Source organism: Streptomyces sp. NPDC057271 (genome assembly GCF_042668715.1).
Classification (GTDB): domain Bacteria; phylum Actinomycetota; class Actinomycetes; order Streptomycetales; family Streptomycetaceae; genus Streptomyces.
On the sequence record NZ_JBHUYJ010000038.1, the window covers coordinates 30,535 to 48,370 of the forward strand.

Below are 17,836 nucleotides of genomic sequence, written 5' to 3' on the forward strand. Positions count from 1 at the left end.
TCTCGACCTGCTCAGACACTCCTCAGCTCTGTGGGGCGCTGGGGGGGGGGTTGGACTGCCAGACCGCGCCTGAGAAGCGCGGACAAAAACAGAAAGGGCGGGGGGCCCCGACCGGAACAGGTTGTTCGGCCCCTCCCGCGTATCCGTGGCCTTTCCACGCGGCGCGAAGTCAGTGATCGGAATAGCTGAAGTCACCCATCGTCCAGGCGCTGACGTCCGCGATCGCGACGCGGTACATCCCACCCGTCTCCGGGATCCCCACCGTGCCCTGAAGGATCCGGGCCATGTGGAAGTGCAGATGCGCGGGCGGCCCTTCTCCCCGGGCCGCCGCGGTGAAGACGGCGGAGAACTCGCCCAGGTGGGACGAGTCCGACAGGACCTCCGACACCCGTCGCCTCCAGACGGCTTCGGGAGCGAGCCGGCCGGTGATGACAGCGCCACCGGTGACAACGGTCAAGGACATCTGATTGCTCTGCCCGGACTCCACCAGAGTGGCGACGTCAACGAGCAGCTCGTCAGGCTTCGACATGAGAGCCGATTTTATCGTGGGTCGCCCCGCCTCCGACCGGCCGTGCCGCTTGCGCGGGGAAGGTCCGCCACCGTCTTCGGACCAGAGACCCGACGGATGCCCGCGGCTGGTGCGGCGTCTCCGTTCGACGGCGATTTCCTCACCGCAGACACGCAGAAATCTATGGTGCCGACAGTAGATATTCGATGACGGTCCGGCTATGGTTTCTCTCGTATCCCAAGGAGACAACAGGGCCTGGCAGAGACGGACTGCCGGCCGGCAGTACACGCAGGTTGAGTACGCAGGTGCAGTACGCAGGTGCAGTGCGCAAGGCGGTGCGGCAGTGGAGTTTCGAAGCCGGTGTTGTTGCAGGTAGGCGACGGGACTGACGGCCGGACCGGGTGGCCCGCAGTGTTCAGGGGCGCCGGAGCGGGACCGCGGTGATGGCAGTCGCGGTACCCGTGAGCGCAGTGCGCAGTGCCCGGCAACGGAAGGAATGGAGGAACGCGCGCCATCTGGATCGCCCGGGCGGAAGTCACAGCCCGGGTACCGCAGGACATCGATAGTGAGGTGGTCTCCGGTCAAGCAACCGCGATCCCCGCACTCCCGACAGCAGCCAGGTCGGGGCAGCGGATACAGAACGCCGACGCGCAATAAGGGCGGGGGGGGGGGGGAGAGGTCCCTTGGGGCCTTGGGTGCCGGACGGCACCAGGGCCCCTCGACGCGTTTCACAGAGAGGTGCAAATGACAGCAGACGACTCGTACGGCCGTCTCGACGACGACGACTACCCCGCCTACACCATGGGCCGGGCCGCCGAGATGCTCGGCACCACCCAGGGCTTCCTCCGCGCCATCGGCGAAGCCCGCCTCATCACCCCGCTGCGCTCCGAGGGCGGCCACCGCCGCTACTCCCGCTACCAGCTGCGCATCGCCGCCCGCGCCCGGGAACTCGTCGACCAGGGCACCCCCATCGAGGCCGCGTGCCGCATCATCATCCTCGAGGACCAGCTCGAAGAAGCACAGCGCATCAACGCCGAATACCGCCGCGCCGCCGAAGCGGCCGACCCGCCGACCGCGGGCTGAGACGGAGCGCGCCCGCCGTACCCCGGCGGGCCCCGCGCACGCATACAGGCGTGACGTTGCACGTCGGCCGGCGTACCCGCGGCCGGCGCACGGAGCGGCGCATGCGCAGGGTGATGTCACCCGGTCAGACCCGCTCGTCCGATCACGGGGCGGAGTAGGCTGCAGGTACCGGGAGTAACGCTCCACCTCACCGTCGACACCCGGTCCGCCGCGGAACCCGCCCACTCCTGGCTCGCCACCAGCAGGCCACTCACCGGCACCGGCACCGGCACCCACGTGGACGAGGTCTGAGGCGCGATCAGACCCGTCCGCACGAAAGGGCTTCCTGCCGCGCAAGGGGTCCGTCTCAGCGGAGGGTGAGGGGGGTTTCCGACTCTACGTGGGAGAGTTTCTCGGGGTTGCGGACGTAGTAGAGGCCCGTGATGCGGGTGTCCTCGACGTGGATCGCCATGACGCCGTCGATCTCGCCGTCCAGATGGACGAGGAGTGCCGGGTTGCCGTTGATCACCGTGAAGGCGACGGTCAGGGGGCGCTTGTTCTTGCCGAGGCCGCCCAGCATGAAGCGGGTCACCTTGTCCGCGCCGGCGATCGGGCGGAGTGCGGCCTGCTTGATGCCGCCTCCGTCGCTGACCAGGACGACCCCCGGGGCGAGTACGTCGAGGAGGCCCTGCGGGTCGCCCGTCTCGAGCGCCTGGCGGAACGACTCCAGAGCTGTCCGGGCCACGCTCGGGGGGACCGCCTGGCGGGGGCGGCGGGCGTCGACGTGGCGGCGGGCGCGGTGGGCGATCTGGCGGACCGCGGCGGGGCTCTTGTCGACGGCGGCGGCGATCTCGTCGTAGCCCAGGTCGAAGGCCTCGCGCAGGACGAAGACGGCGCGCTCGGTCGGTGACAGCGTCTCCAGGACGAGCATCATCGCCATCGAGACGCTCTCGGCGAGCTCGACGTCATCGGCCACGTCGGGCGCGGTGAGCAGCGGCTCCGGCAGCCAGGAGCCGACGTACGCCTCCTTGCGGCGCTGCAGCGTGCGCAGTCGGTTGAGCGACTGCCGCGTCGTGATCCGGACGAGGTAGGCGCGCGCGTCGCCCACCTGTCCCAGATCGACCTTGACCCATCGCAGCCAGGTCTCCTGCAGGACGTCCTCGGCGTCGGCGGCCGAGCCGAGCATCTCGTAGGCGACGGTGAAGAGCAGGTTCCGGTGGGCGACGAACGCCTCGGTCGCCGGGTCGGCGGCGTGCTCGTTCATGTGCATTCTCGTCAGGGTCCTTTACGTCGGCGGGTGTTCGCTCAGACCCCGGACCGCTGGGCCGCGGCCGGCGTCCCGGACCGCTGGGCCGCGGCCGGCGTCTCGGACCGCTCGGCGGCCTGGAGCAGCCGCTCGCGCGTGCCTCCCGAGGCGCGGTGCAGGCGGTACGAACCGGGCTTGCCCGCCTCGTCGGCCAGGTGCCTGACGACACCCACGCACACGGTCTCCTTGAGCCTCGCGCCCAGGCGCCCGTCGATCTTGAACCAGACGGCGACGTCGGTCCGCTTGGCGAACTGGAAGATGCCGTCGCCCCGGCCCAGGCTGATGCACTGGGCGGCGAAGGACTGGTTGAGGGTCTCGGGCCGCTCCCCCGCGATCCGGCTGAGCACCGTGTCGGCGGCCCGCGCGCCCATCGGCATCGCGGCCTGGCAGCTCATCCGCAGCGGCAGGTCCGACGGCGCCGCCGAGTCCCCCGCCGCGATGATGCGTTCGTCGTCGATGCTGGTCAGAGTCTCGTCCGTACGCAGGCGGCCGAGCGCGTCGGTGCTCAGACCGCTGCGCACGGCCAGGTCCGGTACGCCGAAGCCGACGGTCCAGATCGTCACCGCGCTCGGCAGCTCGCGGCCGCCGCTGAGCGTGACCGCGTCACGCGTCACGGCCGTCACTCTCGTGTCGGGGCCGTCGAGGACGGTCACCCCGAGCCGGGCCAGCCGCCTGGCGACCGAGCGCCGGCCCCGCGGGTGCAGGTACGGGCCGAGCACTCCGCCGCACACCAGGGTCACGGCGCGGCCCGCCTCCGCCAGCTCGGCGGCGGTCTCGATGCCGGTCGGACCGGCTCCGACCACCGTCACCGCGGCCGTCGCGGGCGCCGCGTCGAGGACCGGGCGCAGCCGCCCGGCCTCCTCGAAGGTGCCGATGGGGTAGGCGAACTCCGCCGCTCCCGGCACGCTCGGGTCGGCGCTGCCACTGCCTACCGCGTAGACCAGGTAGTCGTAGCGGACCGTGCCGCCCGACGCCAGCACCACGCTGCGTCCTGCCGCGTCGATCCGGGTCACGGTGTCGACCACCAGCCGCACGCCCTCGCCCAGGATCTCCCGGTAGTCGACGACCGCGCCGTCCGTCCCTCCCACCAGCTGGTGCAGGCGGATCCGGTGGACGAAGCTCCGGCGCGGGTTGATCAACGTGACCGTCACGTCGCCGCGCCGCGTCAGGCGATTGGCCGCCATGACGCCCGCGTACCCGCCGCCGACCACGACCACATCGGTGTTCTCGCTCATGGTGTGTCCTCCGCTTCAAGGGGTTCGACCTCAAGACACCGACGACCCGGACTCTGTGACACGTACGGCCATGTGACCTGTACGACATTCGATTCACGCCAGTGCACTTGTTGCACTGCTGTGCAGTGACTGCACGAAGATATACTTATTGCCTGAGGGGGCGTCAAGACCCCGCCGAACCACCCGCCCCGGGAGGACAGGGCACGATGACCCAGGACGATCCGGCCCGCCGTGGCGGCCGCGAAGCCCAGCGCCGCCGCACCCGTAAGGCGATCGTCGACGCGGCGGTCCGGCTGAGCGCCGGCGGAGCGACGCCGTCCATCGACGAGATCGCGGCGGCCGCCGACGTGTCACGCCGCACGGTCTATACGTACTTTCCGAGCCTCGACCACCTGCTGATCGACGCGACCGCCGGCGCGCTCAACGAGCCCCCGGTCGAGCAGGCGCTCGCCGATCCCGCGATCGCCGACGACGCCGCCGCCCGGGTGGACGCCCTCATAAGGACGCTGTTGACGTACTCGCCGCAGTCACTGCCCCTCGGCCGCCGGCTGATCCGCCTGACCGTCGATCTGCCGGCGAGCGAGAGCCAGGAGCCGCCCGCCCCGCGCCGCGGCCCCCGCCGGATCCAGTGGCTGGAGCAGTCCTGCGAGCCCCTCCGCGACACCCTGAGCCCGGAGTCGTACCAGCGGCTGATCTCGGCCCTGACCATCGTGGTCGGCTGGGAGGCGCAGATCGCTCTGCGCGACGTCCGCGGCCTCGGCCCGCAGGCGGAGGAGGAGGCCATCACCTGGGCGGCACGGGCCCTGGTGGAGGCGGCGATCAGGGAGCACGAAGCGGGCTCCCGGTAGGACCGGCCATCGCCTCGGGCGGCGCCGAAGTCGCGCTCCGCCGGCTCGTGGCGCCCAGGGCTGCGACGGGCGGTGGCGCCCAGGCTGCGCCCGGCGGTGGCGCGATGCCGGCGACGGAGGTCCGGCGGGCGGTGGCCCGGCCGCGCAGCCGGCCGGGGGACCCGTGCGAGCTCGGCCAGGACCCGCAGCGCGGTCTCCTCGATACCGGTGGGGCCGCCGGCCGTGGCGACGGCCCCCTCCTCGTCGAGGGGGAGCGGTGGCGCCCGGCGGCCCGACGCTCAGTAGTACTCGCGCATGATCTCGGTGGCCCAGTCGGGCTGGGTGACGGTGCCGCGGGGGCCGAACTCGGACATGTACGGCTTGATGTCGAGGACCGGGGTGCCGTCGACGGCGTCCAGGCCCTGCACGTGGACGTCGCGTCCGTCGACGCGCAGCAGGCGGCAACGGGAGACACCGAGCCGGTTGGGGCGGTTCTTGCCGCGCTGGGCGAAGATGCCGACCAGCGGCCAGTCGGTGTTGCCGCGCGGGTGCCGGGCCCCGGTCTGCACCTTCTCCACCGGCACCCGGTCGAAGTGGTAGACGACCTCCACGTGCGAGAAGGAGTCCAGTCCCGCGAGCGCGTCCGGCCCGAAGCGCTCGTCCAGCCGGATCACCGCGGAGACCTCCCCCCATTCGTCGTCACGGACCTCCGCCCGCCCGCCGACCACCCGGCCGATCGGATCCGAGACGACCTCGACGGTGGATGTGCGCTCCGACATGTGGTGCTCCGTTCGCGTGAGGGAAGCGGTCGGCGTCCACCGTACTCAGCGCTTTTGACGGAGTTCTGTCACCAGGACGGAGACCCCTGCCGGCCGTCAGGAATCGAGAAGCGGCGGCCCACCGGCCCAACTAGCGTGGTGGGCATGGACATCACCATTCACACCACCGTCCTCCCGCAGGACGACCCCGACGCCGCCGTGGCCTTCTACCGGGACGTTCTCGGCTTCGAGGTCCGCAGCGACGTCGGGCAGGGCAAGATGCGCTGGATCACCGTCGGGCCCGTCGGACAGCCCGGGACCTCCATCCTTCTCGCGCCGCCGGCCGCCGACCCCGGGATCACCGAGGACGAGCGGCGCACCATCACCGAGATGATGGCCAAGGGCACGTACGGATGGATCCTGCTGGCCACCCCGGACCTCGACAGCACCTTCGAGAAGGTGCAGGCCGGGGACGTCGACGTCGTGCAGGAACCGACCCAGCAGCCGTACGGCGTGCGGGACTGCGCGTTCCGTGACCCCGCGGGCAACCTCGTCCGCATCCAGGAAGTCCGCTGAGCCGTCCGGCCGACCGTCCGGCAGAAGGGAGTTCCCCCCATGTGCCATCCCGCGTGGATGCGCGCACTCGTCGCGGCGCAGCATCTGAAGGACCTCGCACGGCTGCGCCGTGTCCGCGACCGGATCGACCGGGAGTACGCGCGGCCCCTGGACGTCGAGGGGCTCGCCCGTGACGCCGGCATGGCTCCCGGGCACCTCGGCCGCCGCTTCCGCCAGGCATACGGCCGGTCGCCCTACTCGTACCTGATGGCGCGGCGCGTCGAGCACGCGACGGCGCTCCTGCGCCGGGGCGACCTCAGCGTCGCCGAGGTCTGCTCCGAGGTCGGGTGCTCGTCGCCCGGCACCTTCGGCGCGCACTTCGCCGAGCGGGTCGGCATGGAGCCCGGCGTCTACCGGCGCCGGGCGGCGGCCGGGTAGACGCCGGTAGACGCCTACCGGCGCCGCGGCGGCCGGTGCGACCGCCGCCGCTTTCGGGGCCGCCGGGGCCGTCAGGCCGCCGGACTGGCGGGGCGGCGGGCCGGCGGGGCTGGCGGACTGTCGGGCCGGCGGACTGTCGGGGCGGTCGGGGCTGTCGGGGCTGTCGGGCCGGCGGACCGCAGCCCGGCGGACCGGTCAGGATTCGAGAAGCATCGGCGACCCTGCCGTCACTAGCGTGGCAGTCATGAACTCCATCGACACCGTCACCCTGGAGGTGGCCGACACCGCGGCCGCCGAGCGCTTCTACACGGCCTTCGGTCTGGGCGACCACGTCCGCCTGCGGGCCTCGGACGCTCCGACCACCGGCTTCCGCGGCTTCTCGCTCTCCCTCACGGTCTCCCGGCCGGCCGACGTCAGGGCCTTCGTCGACGCCGCCCTCGACGCCGGCGCCACGGCGTTGAAGCCCGCCACGAAGTCCTTCTGGGGCTACGGCGGCGTCGTCCGGGCGCCCGACGGCACGATCTGGAAGATCGCGACGTCGGAGAAGAAGGACACCGGGCCGGCCACCGGGCGGATCGACCAGATCGTGCTCCTGCTCGGAGCCACGGACGTGGCCGAGAGCAAGCAGTTCTACGTCGAACACGGCCTCACCGTGGCGAAGAGCTTCGGCCGCAAGTACGTCGAGTTCGCCGCCGGATCCGGTCCCGTCAAGCTCGCCCTGTACGGCCGCCGCGCCCTCGCCAAGGACGTCGGCGTCCCCGTCGACGGCACGGGCTCGCACCGGCTCGTCCTCGGCGGCGGAACCGAGGCCTTCACCGACCCGGACGGGTTCGCCTGGGAGCCCGCCCCGGCCACCAGCCGGATCTGAACCCGCAGCAGGACGAACCGAACCAGTACGTACCGACCCGCCCCGAACGCCCCTCCCCGAACCGACCAAGCACCGCGAGAGGACCTGCCAAGAAGAGCACCGACTCGGCCGCCACGTCGTACGACGGTTTCACGGACGAGGAGCGGGGCGCGATGAAGGAACGCGCCCAGGAGCTGAAGAAGGCCACCCGCCGCAGCCCGCGCGCGGCCAAGGCGGACGGCGAGAGCGAGGTGCTCGCGAAGATCGCCGAGATGCCGGAGGCGGACCGCGTCCTCGCCGAGCGGATCCACGCCGTCGTGAAGGCCGCCGCTCCGGACCTCACGCCGAAGACCTGGTACGGGATGCCCGCGTACGCCAAGAACGGCAAGGTCGTCTGCTTCTTCCAGAGCGCGGCGAAGTTCAAGGCGCGCTACGCCACCCTCGGGTTCAACGACCCCGCCAACCTCGACGAGGGCACCATGTGGCCGACCGCTCTCGCCCTGACGCGGCTCACCGCCGACGACGAGGCGTTCATCGAAGCGCTGGTCAAGCGCGCGGCGAGCTGAGGCCTCGCTCGTAGCGGCCGCGGGCCGTCCCGTACGCGACTGAGGCCGGCCGCGCAACGGCCGAGGCGGACCCGCACGCGGCCGAGGCCGGTTCCGTCACGACCAACGCCGGACCCGCACGCCGCCGGGGCCGGTCCGCCGGAGCCCGTCCCGTCAGGGCACCAGGCGGACGAAGGCCACCTCGAAGTGGTCCACCGAGACCACCCGCTGGCCCTCCCGCTGGGACGACTCGTCCCGTACCCGCGCCGCCGGCTCCTCGCTGTCCAGCATCGCCGCCTCGTCCTCCCACAGGGTCAGCGACCTCGCCTTCCCCGTCACCCGGTCCACGAGGTAGTACGCGCCCCGGAATCCCGGAAGGTTCTCGACCTGCTGGACGATCACCTCCGACTTGGCGGCCAGGTCGCCCTCGGGCGGTACGGGTGACCCCTGGTAGGTGCTCAGCCTCGCGAACATCGACGGACGTCCTTTCCTCGGCCTTCCCCTGCGGGCGGGCGGTTCAGGACCAGCCTGCGACGGAGGGGCGCGCGCCGCATGCCGGGTCGTCCGCACGGGACACGGTCCCGCTGGGCGACGGGACCGCGGGCGAAGTCGCCGCATCGCGGGAGAATGGGGGTACGAGGCGTGAGGAGGCGGATGCCGTGGCGTCGTACATCGCCGTGACCGCCCTCAGCCACGCCGGGCTGATGCGCGAGCACAACGAGGACAGCCTCGTCGTCGGGCCGTGGACTCTGTGCGGGACGGTGACCGACACCCCCCAGACCCTGGTCTTCCCGCCGGACAGACCGCTCCTCGTCGCCGTCGCCGACGGGCTCGGCGGCCAGCCGGGCGGTGAGGTGGCCAGCGCCCTGGTCGTCCGCAGGCTCGCGGGGCTGGGACCCGCGCTCGACGGTCCGGAGACGGTCGGCGAGGCGCTGACCCTCTGCAACCGCGCCGTCTACGCGGCCGCCGACGGCCGTCCCGAGCTCGCCACCATGGGCACCACGGTCGCGGGCACGCTCGTCCTTGAGGGGTCGCTGCTGTCGTTCAACGTCGGCGACAGCAAGGTCTTCCACGCGGCCGGGGACGGGCTGCGCCAGGTCAGCGTGGACGACAGCCCGCCGCCCGCACCCGGGCATCGCACCACGTCGGCCGTCACCCAGACCCTCGGCGGCAGCCTGACGTACGAGCCGGTCGCCCCTCACGTCGCCGCCTTCCCGCTCTCGCCGGGCGACCGCTGTCTCGTGTGCAGCGACGGGCTCACCGACCCGGTGCCCGAGGACGAGATCGAGGAGCTGCTGCGTGTCCACGACGACGGCAAGGCGGCCTTCGAGCTGTGGAAGGCGGCCATCGACGCCGGCGGGCCGGACAACATCACCATCGCCCTCGTCCGGATCGGTGAGTGATCACGAACTCCCGCCGCCCGGAACCTCCCCCGGGCGGGAGGGCGCTTCCGGCGCGCCGGGCCCGTCCGTGTCCTCCGGCCCGTCCGTGTCCTCCGGCCCGTCCGTGTCCTCCGGCCCGTCCGTGTCCTCCGGCCCGTCCGTGTCCTCCGGCCCGTCCGTGTCCTCAGGCTCGTCCGTGTCCTCAGGCTCGTCCGTGTCCTCAGGCTCGTCCGTGTCCTCAGGCTCGTCCGGCTCGTCCGTCGCGTCCGTCTCCTCCGGCTCGTCCGCCAGGAACTCCGCCACCGCCAGCGCGAGCAGGAGCGCCAGGGCCGGGCCGAGCACCACCCACCCGGTGGGGTGGCTCCAGAGGACGTACGCGAGGATCGCCGCCGCCACCAGGATCCAGGTGATCCACACCCGGTGGCGCCGCACGAACGGGCCGACCGGGCCCGTACGCAGGCCGACCCGGTCGGCCGTCGCGCGGGTCGCGGAGATGCCCGAGTGCCAGAGCTCACGGACCACCGTGGCGGACCGGCCCGGCCCGGACAGCCAGGCCGCGACGGCGAGCACCACCCCGAGGGTCACGACCATCCGGACCGTCGTCTCGCAGGGCTTCCAGTTCGCGGTCGGATTCCGGTGTGTTCATCGGCGTACCGTTTCGTCGGTCTTCAGGTCCTCGACGCTCTCGTCGCGTGTCCTGCCTCCCCCGAGCACTCGTTGGCACGGGTGCAGATCAGGGCAATTCTCCGATCAGGTGGTGGGCTTGTCGCTCCGGGCGGGGCCGTTCGTGGGCCGACACCCGGGTGCCGCCGCAGCGCGAGGCGAGGCCGGGTCGCCTGTCGTACGATCACCGGCCGCGCGACCATGGGGTCATGAAGCGCGCCGTGGCACACCCGGCGACCACCGGGGACACCGAGCCGCCCGGCGGGCTGCCCCGGCTACGGCTCGCGGTCGCCTCGGGGGTGCGCGACGCCTCCATCGACCTGACGGCGGCGGCCGCGAGCAGGGCGGAGCCGACCGCCGCGGCGGCACCGGGGGACGGCATGGAGTCGTGACGGCGGTGCGGCCGTATGGGACGGTGGAGGTATGCCCGTACCCGTGATCCTCGACTGCGATCCCGGTCACGACGACGCGTTCAACATCATGCTGGCCGCCGCCCATCCGGCCGTGGACCTGCTGGCCGTGACCACCGTGGCGGGCAATCAGTCGGTGGAGAAGACCACCCTCAACGCCCGTCGGGTGTGCTCCGCCGCCGGGATCCGCGGGGTGCCGATCGCGTCCGGCCGGGACCGGCCACTGCACGGGGCGCCGCTCGTCGCCGAGAACATCCACGGCGGCTCGGGGCTCGACGGCCCCGGCTTCGGCGACGGCGAGCCGGACGTCCCGCAGGACCCGCGCGACGCCCGCACCCTGATCCGGGACACCCTGCTCGCGCATCCCGCACCCGTGACGCTCGTGCCGACCGGGCCGCTGACCAACATCGCCACCTTTCTGCTCGCCCACCCGGAGCTGACCCCTCGCATCGAGCGGATCGTGCTGATGGGCGGCTCGACGGGGCGCGGGAACACCACCCCGGCCGCGGAGTTCAACATCCTCTGCGACCCGGAGGCGGCGGACATCGTCTTCTCCAGTGGCGTGCCGATCACGATGTTCGGGCTCAACGCCACCCACCAGGCCCGCGCGACCGCCGACGTCGTCTCCCGGGTCGCGGCGCTCGGCACGCCGCTGGCCAGGCTCTGCGTCGAGCTGCTGACGTACTTCGCCGGCACGTACCGCGAGGTGTACGGCTTCGACGCGCCGCCGCTGCACGATCCGCTGACGGTGGCTCATCTGATCGACCCGTCGCTGATCAGCCTCGTACGGGCGGCGGTGTCGGTCGAGCTGACGGGCACGCACACGCGGGGCGCGACGGTGGTGGACCTGCTCGGGGTGACGGGACGCCCGGCCAACGCGGAGGTCGGGATGGAGGTCGACGTCGCGGGCTTCTGGGAGCTGATCGTGGAGGCCGTGCGCGTGCTGGGCGAACGCTCCCCGGACTGACGAGACGGAACGTCTTGCAAGCTGACGCGCAATCCTCTATGGTCGAGTCACGAGACGAGACGTCTCGTATCGTATCGTCAATGACCGGCACCGTCCGGCAACCTCCCTCGTCCCCGACGCGAAGGATCCGCACTTGTTCCGAGTCCAACTCACCGACGTCACCAAGCGCTACGACGACCGGCTCGTCCTCGACCGTGTCTCCCTCACCGTGCGGCCCGGCGAGCGCGTCGGCGTCGTCGGCGACAACGGCTCCGGGAAGTCCACCCTCCTCCGGCTCCTCGCCGGCCTGGAGACGCCCGACAACGGCACCGTCGCCGTCGACTCCACCGGCGGTCTCGGACACCTCGCCCAGACCCTGGACCTCCCGGGCACGGCGACCGCGGGCGACGCGATCGACCTCGCGCTCGCCGACGTGCGGAGGCTGGAGCGGGCGATCCGGGAGGCCGAGGCGGCGCTCGCGCGCACCGGGGACCTCGACGGCTACGCCGCGCTGCTCTCCGCGTACGAGGCCCGCGGCGGGCGGGACGCGGACCGGCGGGTGGAGACGACGCTCCGCCGGATCGGCGAGCGCGAACCGCTCGACCGCGACCGCCCCCTGGGCACCCTCTCGGGCGGGCGGCGCTCACGCCTCGCGCTCGCCGCGACCCTCGCCTCCGACCCCGAACTGCTGCTGCTCGACGAGCCGACCAACGACCTCGACGACGAGGCCGTGGCCTGGCTGGAGGAGCGGCTGCGCACCCACCGGGGGACGGTCGTCGCCGTCACCCACGACCGGGCCTTCCTCGACGGGGTCACCACCGCCGTCCTGGAGGTCGACCACGAGCTGCGGACGGTACGCCGGTACGGCAACGGCTACGCGGGCTATCTGACCGGGCGGGCGGCCGAACGGGCCCGGTGGGAGCGGGAGTACGAGGAGTGGCGGACGGGGATCGCGCGCCACTCGGCGCTCGCCGACGCGAACATCGACCGCTTCTCCGCCATCCCGCGCAAGGCCCCGGCGGCCTTCAGCGGGGCGGGCGCGTTCCGGGCCCGGTCACGGGCGCACGGCGCGATGAGCCGGATCCGGGCCGCCCGGGAGAAGCTCCACCGGCTTGACCAGAACCCGGTGGCGCCGCCCCCGGAGCCGCTGCGGTTCACGGCGGACATCGGGGGCAGCCCGGGCGCGGTCGCGCTGACGGACGTACGGGTCGAGGGCAGGCTGCGCCTGGACTCCCTGCGCGTGGCCCCCGGCGAACGCCTCCTGGTCACCGGCCCGAACGGCGTGGGCAAGACCACGCTGCTCCAGGTCCTCGTGGGCGAACTCGCCCCGGACGGCGGGACGGTGACGGCCCCGCCGCGGGTCGGCATGCTCCGTCAGGACGGCGCCCCGCCGGACGACCCGCGCACGGTCGCCGCGGCGTTCGGCCCGGGCCGGGAGGAGGAGCTGCTCCGGCTCGGGCTCTTCGGGGCAGCCGATCTGACCACGCCCGTAAGGGAGTTGTCGACGGGCCAGCGCCGCAAGCTGGAGCTGGCCTGTCTGGTCGGCAGCCCGACGGACCTGCTCCTCCTCGACGAGCCGACCAACCACCTGGCCCCCGGCCTCGTGGAGGAGCTGGAGGCCGCTCTCGCCACCTACCCCGGCACCCTGATCATGGTCACCCACGACCGCCGCCTCCGCCGGGCCTTCCCCGGCCGCCGCCTCGAACTGGCCCCGGCGCACGTGGCCCCGGTGTAGGGCCTCAGCCCTCGGCACCGTCCTCCAGGTCGCCCTCCGTGTCCAGGAAGACCTGGCGCAGGGCGGCCAGGGTCTGCGGGTCGGGCTTCTCCCACATGCCGCGCGACTCGGCCTCCAGGAGACGTTCCGCGATGCCGTGCAGGGCCCAGGGGTTGGCCTCCTTCAGGAAGGCCTGGTTCTCCGGGTCCAGGACGTAGGTCTCGGTCAGCTTGTCGTACATCCAGTCGGCGACCACGCCCGTCGTCGCGTCGTAGCCGAAGAGGTAGTCGACCGTCGCCGCCAGCTCGAACGCGCCCTTGTAGCCGTGGCGGCGCATCGCCTCGATCCACTTCGGGTTGACCACCCGGGCGCGGAAGACCCGCGAGGTCTCCTCCACCAGGGTCCGGGTGCGGACCGTCTCCGGGCGGGTGGAGTCGCCGATGTACGCCTCGGGGGCGGTGCCCGTCAGCGCGCGGACGGTCGCCACCATGCCGCCGTGGTACTGGAAGTAGTCGTCCGAGTCGGCGATGTCGTGCTCACGCGTGTCCGTGTTCTTCGCGGCCACCGCGATCCGCTTGTACGCCGTCTCCATCTCCGAGCGCGCCGGACGGCCCTCCAGGCCTCGGCCGTACGCGTATCCGCCCCACACCGTGTACACCTCGGCGAGGTCCGCGTCCGTGCGCCAGTCGCGCGAGTCGATCAGCTGGAGGATGCCGGCGCCGTACGTACCCGGCCGCGAGCCGAAGATCCGGGTGGTCGCACGCCGCTCGTCGCCGTGCGCGGCCAGGTCGGCCTGCGCGTGCGCCCGTACGAAGTTCTCCTCGGCCGGCTCGTCCAGCGAGGCCGCCAGCCGTACGGCGTCGTCGAGAAGCCCGATGACGTGCGGGAACGCGTCCCGGAAGAAGCCCGAGATGCGCAGCGTGACATCGATGCGCGGGCGGCCCAGCTCGGCGAGCGGGACCGGCTCCAGGCCGTTCACCCGGCGCGAGGCGTCGTCCCAGGTGGGGCGGATGCCCAGCAGTGCGAGGGCTTCGGCCACGTCGTCGCCCGCCGTGCGCATCGCGCTCGTGCCCCACAGGGAGAGACCGACGGAGGTCGGCCACTCCCCGTTGTCGGAGCGGTAGCGCTCCAGGAGCGAGTCGGCGAGCGCCTGGCCGGTCTCCCACGCGAGGCGGGAGGGGACGGCCTTGGGGTCGACGGAGTAGAAGTTCCGGCCGGTCGGCAGCACGTTGACCAGGCCGCGCAGCGGCGAGCCCGAGGGCCCCGCAGGGACGAAGCCGCCGTTCAACGCGTGCACGGCATGGGTGAGTTCGCCGGTCGTGGCGGCGAGCCGCGGAACGACCTGCTCGCAGGCGAAGCGGAGGACGGCCTGGACGTCGGGACCGTACGCGGCGGCGACCGCCGGGACCGCGTCCACGGACCAGTCCGCCGCCTCCATCGCCTCGACCAGCTCACGCGCCGTCGCCTCCGCGTCGTCGGCGGTGGTCCGGGTCGCGGCGGACTCGTCCAGACCCAGGGCCTCACGGAGACCCGGCAGCGCCTGCGTACCGCCCCAGATCTGCCGGGCGCGAAGGATCGAGAGCACCAGGTTCACCCGCTCGGGACCGGCCGGAGCCCCGCCGAGCACATGCAGACCGTCCCTGATCTGGGCGTCCTTGACCTCGCACAGCCAGCCGTCGACGTGCAGCAGGAAGTCGTCGAAGCCGTCGTCCTCCGGCCGGGCCTCCAGGCCCAGGTCGTGGTCGAGCTTCGCCGCCTGGATCAGCGTCCAGATCTGCGCGCGGATCGCGGGCAGCTTGGACGGGTCCATGGAGGAGATCTGCGCGTACTCGTCGAGCAGCTGCTCAAGGCGCGCGATGTCGCCGTACGAGTCGGCGCGCGCCATCGGCGGCACCAGGTGGTCGACCAGCGTCGCGTGCACGCGCCGCTTGGCCTGCGTGCCCTCGCCCGGGTCGTTGACCAGGAACGGGTAGATCAGCGGGATGTCGCCGAGCGCCGCGTCCGGGCCGCAGGCGGCGGACAGGCCCGCGTTCTTGCCGGGCAGCCACTCCAGGTTGCCGTGCTTGCCGAGGTGGACCATCGCGTCCGCGCCGAAGCCGCCGTCCTCGGCGCGCGCCGCGATCCAGCGGTAGGCGGCCAGGTAGTGGTGGGACGGCGGGAGATCGGGGTCGTGGTAGATCGCGATCGGGTTCTCGCCGAAGCCGCGCGGCGGCTGGATGAGGATGAGGAGGTTCCCGCGCCGCAGGGCGGCGAGGACGATGTCGCCCTCGGGATTCCGGGACCGGTCGAGGAACATCTCGCCGGGCGCCGGGCCCCAGTGCTCCTCGACGGCCTCCCGCAGCTCGGCCGGGAGGGTCGCGTACCAGCGCTTGTAGTCGGCGGCCGGGATGCGGACGGGGTTGCGGGCCAGCTGCTCCTCGGTCAGCCAGTCCTGGTCGTGGCCGCCCGCCTCGATCAGGGCGTAGATCAGCTCGTCGCCGTCCCCGGAGACCAGCCCCGGGATCTCCTCGACCGGGCCGAAGTCGTACCCCTCCTCGCGCAGGCGCCGCAGGAGCGCGACGGCGGACGCGGGGGTGTCGAGGCCGACCGCGTTGCCGATCCGGGAGTGCTTGGTCGGGTACGCGGAGAGGACCAGCGCGAGCTTCTTCTCGGCGTTCGGGATGTGCCGCAGCCGGGCGTGACGTACCGCGATCCCGGCGACGCGCGCGGCGCGCTCGGTGTCGGCGACGTACGCCGGGAGTCCGTCCTCGTCGATCTCCTTGAAGGAGAACGGGACGGTGATGAGCCGGCCGTCGAACTCGGGAACGGCGACCTGGCTCGCGGCGTCCAGCGGGGAGAGCCCCTCGTCGTTCTCCTCCCAGGCGGCGCGCGAGCCGGTGAGGCAGAGGGCCTGCAGGATCGGCACGTCGAGGGCGGCGAGCGCACCCGCGTCCCAGGCGTCCTCGTCCCCGCCCGCCTGTGCCTCGGCGGGCTTGGTGCCGCCGGCCGCGAGGACGGTGGTGACGATCGCGTCGGCCGTGCGCAGGGTGTCGAGCAGCTCCGGCTCGGGGGCGCGCAGGGAGGCGACGTAGAGCGGCAGGGCGCGGGCGCCCTGGTCCTCGATCGCCTCGCAGAGGGAGTCGACGAAGGCGGTGTTCCCGCTCATGTGGTGGGCGCGGTAGTAGAGCACGGCGACGGTCGGGCCGTCCGTGTTCCGCGGGGTCCGGTCGAGCGGACCCCAGCTGGGCGCGGCGGCCGGCGCGTCGAAGCCGTGGCCGGTGAGCAGCACGGTGTCGGAGAGGAACCGGGCCAGCTGCTCCAGGTTGGCGGGGCCGCCGTGCGCCAGGTAGGCGTGGGCCTCGGTGGCGACGCCGACGGGAACGGTGGACGCCTCCATCAGCTGGGCGTCGGGGGCCTGTTCCCCGGAGAGCACGACCAGCGGCTTCCCCGCGGCCCGCAGGGCGTCCAGGCCGTCCTCCCAGGCGCGCAGACCGCCGAGAAGGCGTACGAGAACGAGGTCGGTGTCCTCCAGGAGCCCGGGCAGGTGGTCCAGGGCGAGGCGGGCGGGGTTGGCGAACCGGTACGCGACGGGGCCGCCGGCCGCGCGGGCGCTGAGCAGGTCGGTGTCGGAGTGCGACAGCAACAGAATTCGCATGCGTGCGCAGGCCTTCCTCGGGGTTGTCCGCGCCCCGGGTGGTCGTGTGGACGGCAGGAGTTCCTGACTCACCCGGCCCCTTCCGAGGCCTGGCTCACAGTGGCGGGACCGCGCCGGATTCTCACCGGGCTTCCTCCCCGGGGTCCTGGGACCCCATGCCGCTTGCATAGTAGATCGTGCGCTCGACGGCCCGGGGGGTCCCCCGGATTCACGTGGGTATGCTCGCGGCCATGCCGCCCACCACGCCCCCGGCGCCCGACCAGGGCGAACCTCTCATACGGGACCGTGGCGACGCCTGCCCCGGGGCGCTCCGACTGCACCCCGCCGACGACGGCCGTCTGGCCCGACTGCGCCTGCCCGCAGGGTTGATGACGCCACGTCAGGTGGAGGTTCTGGCGTCGGCGGCGGAGTCCCTGGGCGACGGCCGGGTGACGGTCACGTCCCGGGGGAACGTGGAGCTGCGGGGCCTCGGCGAGCGCTGCGGCGCGGAACTGGCGGACCGCCTGGCGGAGGCGGGGCTTCTCCCCTCGACCACCCACGAACGCGTCCGCAACATCGTCGCCTCCCCGACGGCCGGACTGGACGGACTCGGCCACGCGGACGTGCAGTTGTGGGCCCGCGAGCTGGACGCGCTGCTGTGCGCGGAACCCTGGACGGCGGCCCTCTCGGGCCGCTTCCTCTTCGCCCTGGACGACGGCCGCGGGGACGTGGCGGGGCTCGGCGGAGATGTGACCTTGATCGCAGAAGCGGGGCCCTCGGCGGGCGGCGCGGGCATGCCCTCGGCGGGCGGCGCGGGCATGTCCTCGGATCCGGCGCCGGGCGCGAGCGGCGCGCTGGTGTGTGTCGGCGGGCAGGCGTTCCGCGTCGCGGGCGCCGACGCGCCGCGCGCGGCGCTCGCCGCGGCCGACGCGTTCCTGCGGGCCGCGCAGGCCGCCGGGAACGGCGCCTGGCGCGTACGGGAACTCCCGGGCGTCGCCGGGACGGGCACCACCGACAGGGTCCCGGC

17 protein-coding genes, 1 pseudogene and 1 riboswitch are annotated in these 17,836 nt (G+C 72.9%); of the genes and pseudogenes, 11 read left to right on the top strand and 7 right to left on the bottom strand.

Features of this window, described 5'->3' with window-relative positions; translation table 11 throughout:
- Positions 1-169 precede the first annotated feature (169 nt).
- Entirely contained in the window at positions 170-529 is a 360-nt protein-coding gene (locus ACFUJR_RS19135; RefSeq protein ID WP_383172210.1) for a hypothetical protein, read from the bottom strand.
- A gap of 723 nt (positions 530-1,252) precedes the next feature.
- Between ACFUJR_RS19135 and ACFUJR_RS19140 the strand changes: the two genes are divergently transcribed.
- Complete coding sequence (locus ACFUJR_RS19140) at positions 1,253-1,591, top strand: MerR family transcriptional regulator (protein ID WP_383450566.1); 339 nt, start codon at positions 1,253-1,255, stop codon at positions 1,589-1,591.
- Positions 1,592-1,937: 346 nt separating this feature from the next.
- On the opposite strand, the gene ACFUJR_RS19145 is transcribed toward ACFUJR_RS19140, so the two are convergent.
- On the bottom strand, positions 1,938-2,834 hold the full coding sequence (locus ACFUJR_RS19145; protein WP_383180971.1) for an RNA polymerase sigma-70 factor: 897 nt from the start codon (positions 2,832-2,834) through the stop codon (positions 1,938-1,940).
- A gap of 41 nt (positions 2,835-2,875) precedes the next feature.
- Entirely contained in the window at positions 2,876-4,111 is a 1,236-nt protein-coding gene (locus ACFUJR_RS19150; RefSeq protein WP_383180968.1) for an NAD(P)/FAD-dependent oxidoreductase, read from the bottom strand.
- 206 nt (positions 4,112-4,317) lie between these two features.
- Between ACFUJR_RS19150 and ACFUJR_RS19155 the strand changes: the two genes are divergently transcribed.
- Positions 4,318-4,959, top strand: a complete 642-nt coding sequence (locus ACFUJR_RS19155; RefSeq protein WP_383180965.1) for a TetR/AcrR family transcriptional regulator — start codon at positions 4,318-4,320, stop codon at positions 4,957-4,959.
- Between the two features lie 278 nt (positions 4,960-5,237).
- Here ACFUJR_RS19155 and ACFUJR_RS19160 read toward each other — a convergent pair whose 3' ends face one another.
- On the bottom strand, positions 5,238-5,717 hold the full coding sequence (locus ACFUJR_RS19160; protein ID WP_383180962.1) for an SAM-dependent methyltransferase: 480 nt from the start codon (positions 5,715-5,717) through the stop codon (positions 5,238-5,240).
- 144 nt (positions 5,718-5,861) lie between these two features.
- Between ACFUJR_RS19160 and ACFUJR_RS19165 the strand changes: the two genes are divergently transcribed.
- The 4 genes from ACFUJR_RS19165 to ACFUJR_RS19180 all read left to right on the top strand — a co-directional run bounded on the left by ACFUJR_RS19165 (position 5,862) and on the right by ACFUJR_RS19180 (position 8,102).
- Positions 5,862-6,272 (top strand): VOC family protein, encoded by a 411-nt coding sequence (locus ACFUJR_RS19165; RefSeq protein WP_383180959.1) that lies wholly within the window; start codon positions 5,862-5,864, stop codon positions 6,270-6,272.
- Between the two features lie 39 nt (positions 6,273-6,311).
- Entirely contained in the window at positions 6,312-6,689 is a 378-nt protein-coding gene (locus ACFUJR_RS19170) for a helix-turn-helix transcriptional regulator (protein WP_383450568.1), read from the top strand.
- Between the two features lie 244 nt (positions 6,690-6,933).
- Positions 6,934-7,557 (top strand): glyoxalase, encoded by a 624-nt coding sequence (locus tag ACFUJR_RS19175; RefSeq protein ID WP_383172887.1) that lies wholly within the window; start codon positions 6,934-6,936, stop codon positions 7,555-7,557.
- 152 nt (positions 7,558-7,709) lie between these two features.
- Positions 7,710-8,102 carry an iron chaperone gene (locus tag ACFUJR_RS19180; protein WP_383172889.1) on the top strand — a complete coding sequence of 131 codons (393 nt, stop codon included), beginning with the start codon at positions 7,710-7,712 and terminating at the stop codon, positions 8,100-8,102.
- 153 nt (positions 8,103-8,255) lie between these two features.
- On the opposite strand, the gene ACFUJR_RS19185 is transcribed toward ACFUJR_RS19180, so the two are convergent.
- Entirely contained in the window at positions 8,256-8,555 is a 300-nt protein-coding gene (locus ACFUJR_RS19185) for a hypothetical protein (RefSeq protein ID WP_383172891.1), read from the bottom strand.
- Positions 8,556-8,785: 230 nt separating this feature from the next.
- Between ACFUJR_RS19185 and ACFUJR_RS19190 the strand changes: the two genes are divergently transcribed.
- Positions 8,786-9,484 carry a PP2C family protein-serine/threonine phosphatase gene (locus ACFUJR_RS19190; RefSeq protein WP_383172931.1) on the top strand — a complete coding sequence of 233 codons (699 nt, stop codon included), beginning with the start codon at positions 8,786-8,788 and terminating at the stop codon, positions 9,482-9,484.
- Here ACFUJR_RS19190 and ACFUJR_RS19195 read toward each other — a convergent pair whose 3' ends face one another.
- Positions 9,485-10,054, bottom strand: a complete 570-nt coding sequence (locus ACFUJR_RS19195; RefSeq protein WP_383172893.1) for a hypothetical protein — start codon at positions 10,052-10,054, stop codon at positions 9,485-9,487. It lies immediately after the preceding gene.
- 281 nt (positions 10,055-10,335) lie between these two features.
- Here ACFUJR_RS19195 and ACFUJR_RS19200 point away from each other — a divergent pair, with 281 nt between their 5' ends.
- The 3 genes from ACFUJR_RS19200 (at position 10,336) to abc-f (ending at position 13,217) form a co-directional block, all read left to right on the top strand.
- The gene (locus ACFUJR_RS19200) at positions 10,336-10,518 is read left to right on the top strand and encodes a hypothetical protein (protein WP_383172895.1); all 183 of its coding nucleotides are present in this window, start codon (positions 10,336-10,338) and stop codon (positions 10,516-10,518) included.
- A gap of 31 nt (positions 10,519-10,549) precedes the next feature.
- Positions 10,550-11,503: a nucleoside hydrolase gene (locus ACFUJR_RS19205; protein WP_383172897.1), complete on the top strand. Its 954-nt coding sequence runs from the start codon at positions 10,550-10,552 to the stop codon at positions 11,501-11,503.
- A gap of 133 nt (positions 11,504-11,636) precedes the next feature.
- A complete protein-coding gene (gene abc-f, locus ACFUJR_RS19210; RefSeq protein WP_383450571.1) occupies positions 11,637-13,217 on the top strand; it encodes a ribosomal protection-like ABC-F family protein in 1,581 nt (526 codons plus the stop codon).
- A 4-nt stretch (positions 13,218-13,221) separates the two neighbouring features.
- Here abc-f and cobN read toward each other — a convergent pair whose 3' ends face one another.
- Positions 13,222-16,830, bottom strand: coding sequence for a cobaltochelatase subunit CobN (gene cobN, locus ACFUJR_RS19215; protein ID WP_383172899.1), 3,609 nt, complete (start codon positions 16,828-16,830; stop codon positions 13,222-13,224).
- A gap of 38 nt (positions 16,831-16,868) precedes the next feature.
- A riboswitch (cobalamin riboswitch) is annotated at positions 16,869-17,002 on the bottom strand.
- Between the two features lie 46 nt (positions 17,003-17,048).
- Between cobN and ACFUJR_RS19220 the strand changes: the two are divergent.
- Positions 17,049-17,836: pseudogene (locus ACFUJR_RS19220) on the top strand (cobalamin biosynthesis protein CobG); the annotation flags it as partial.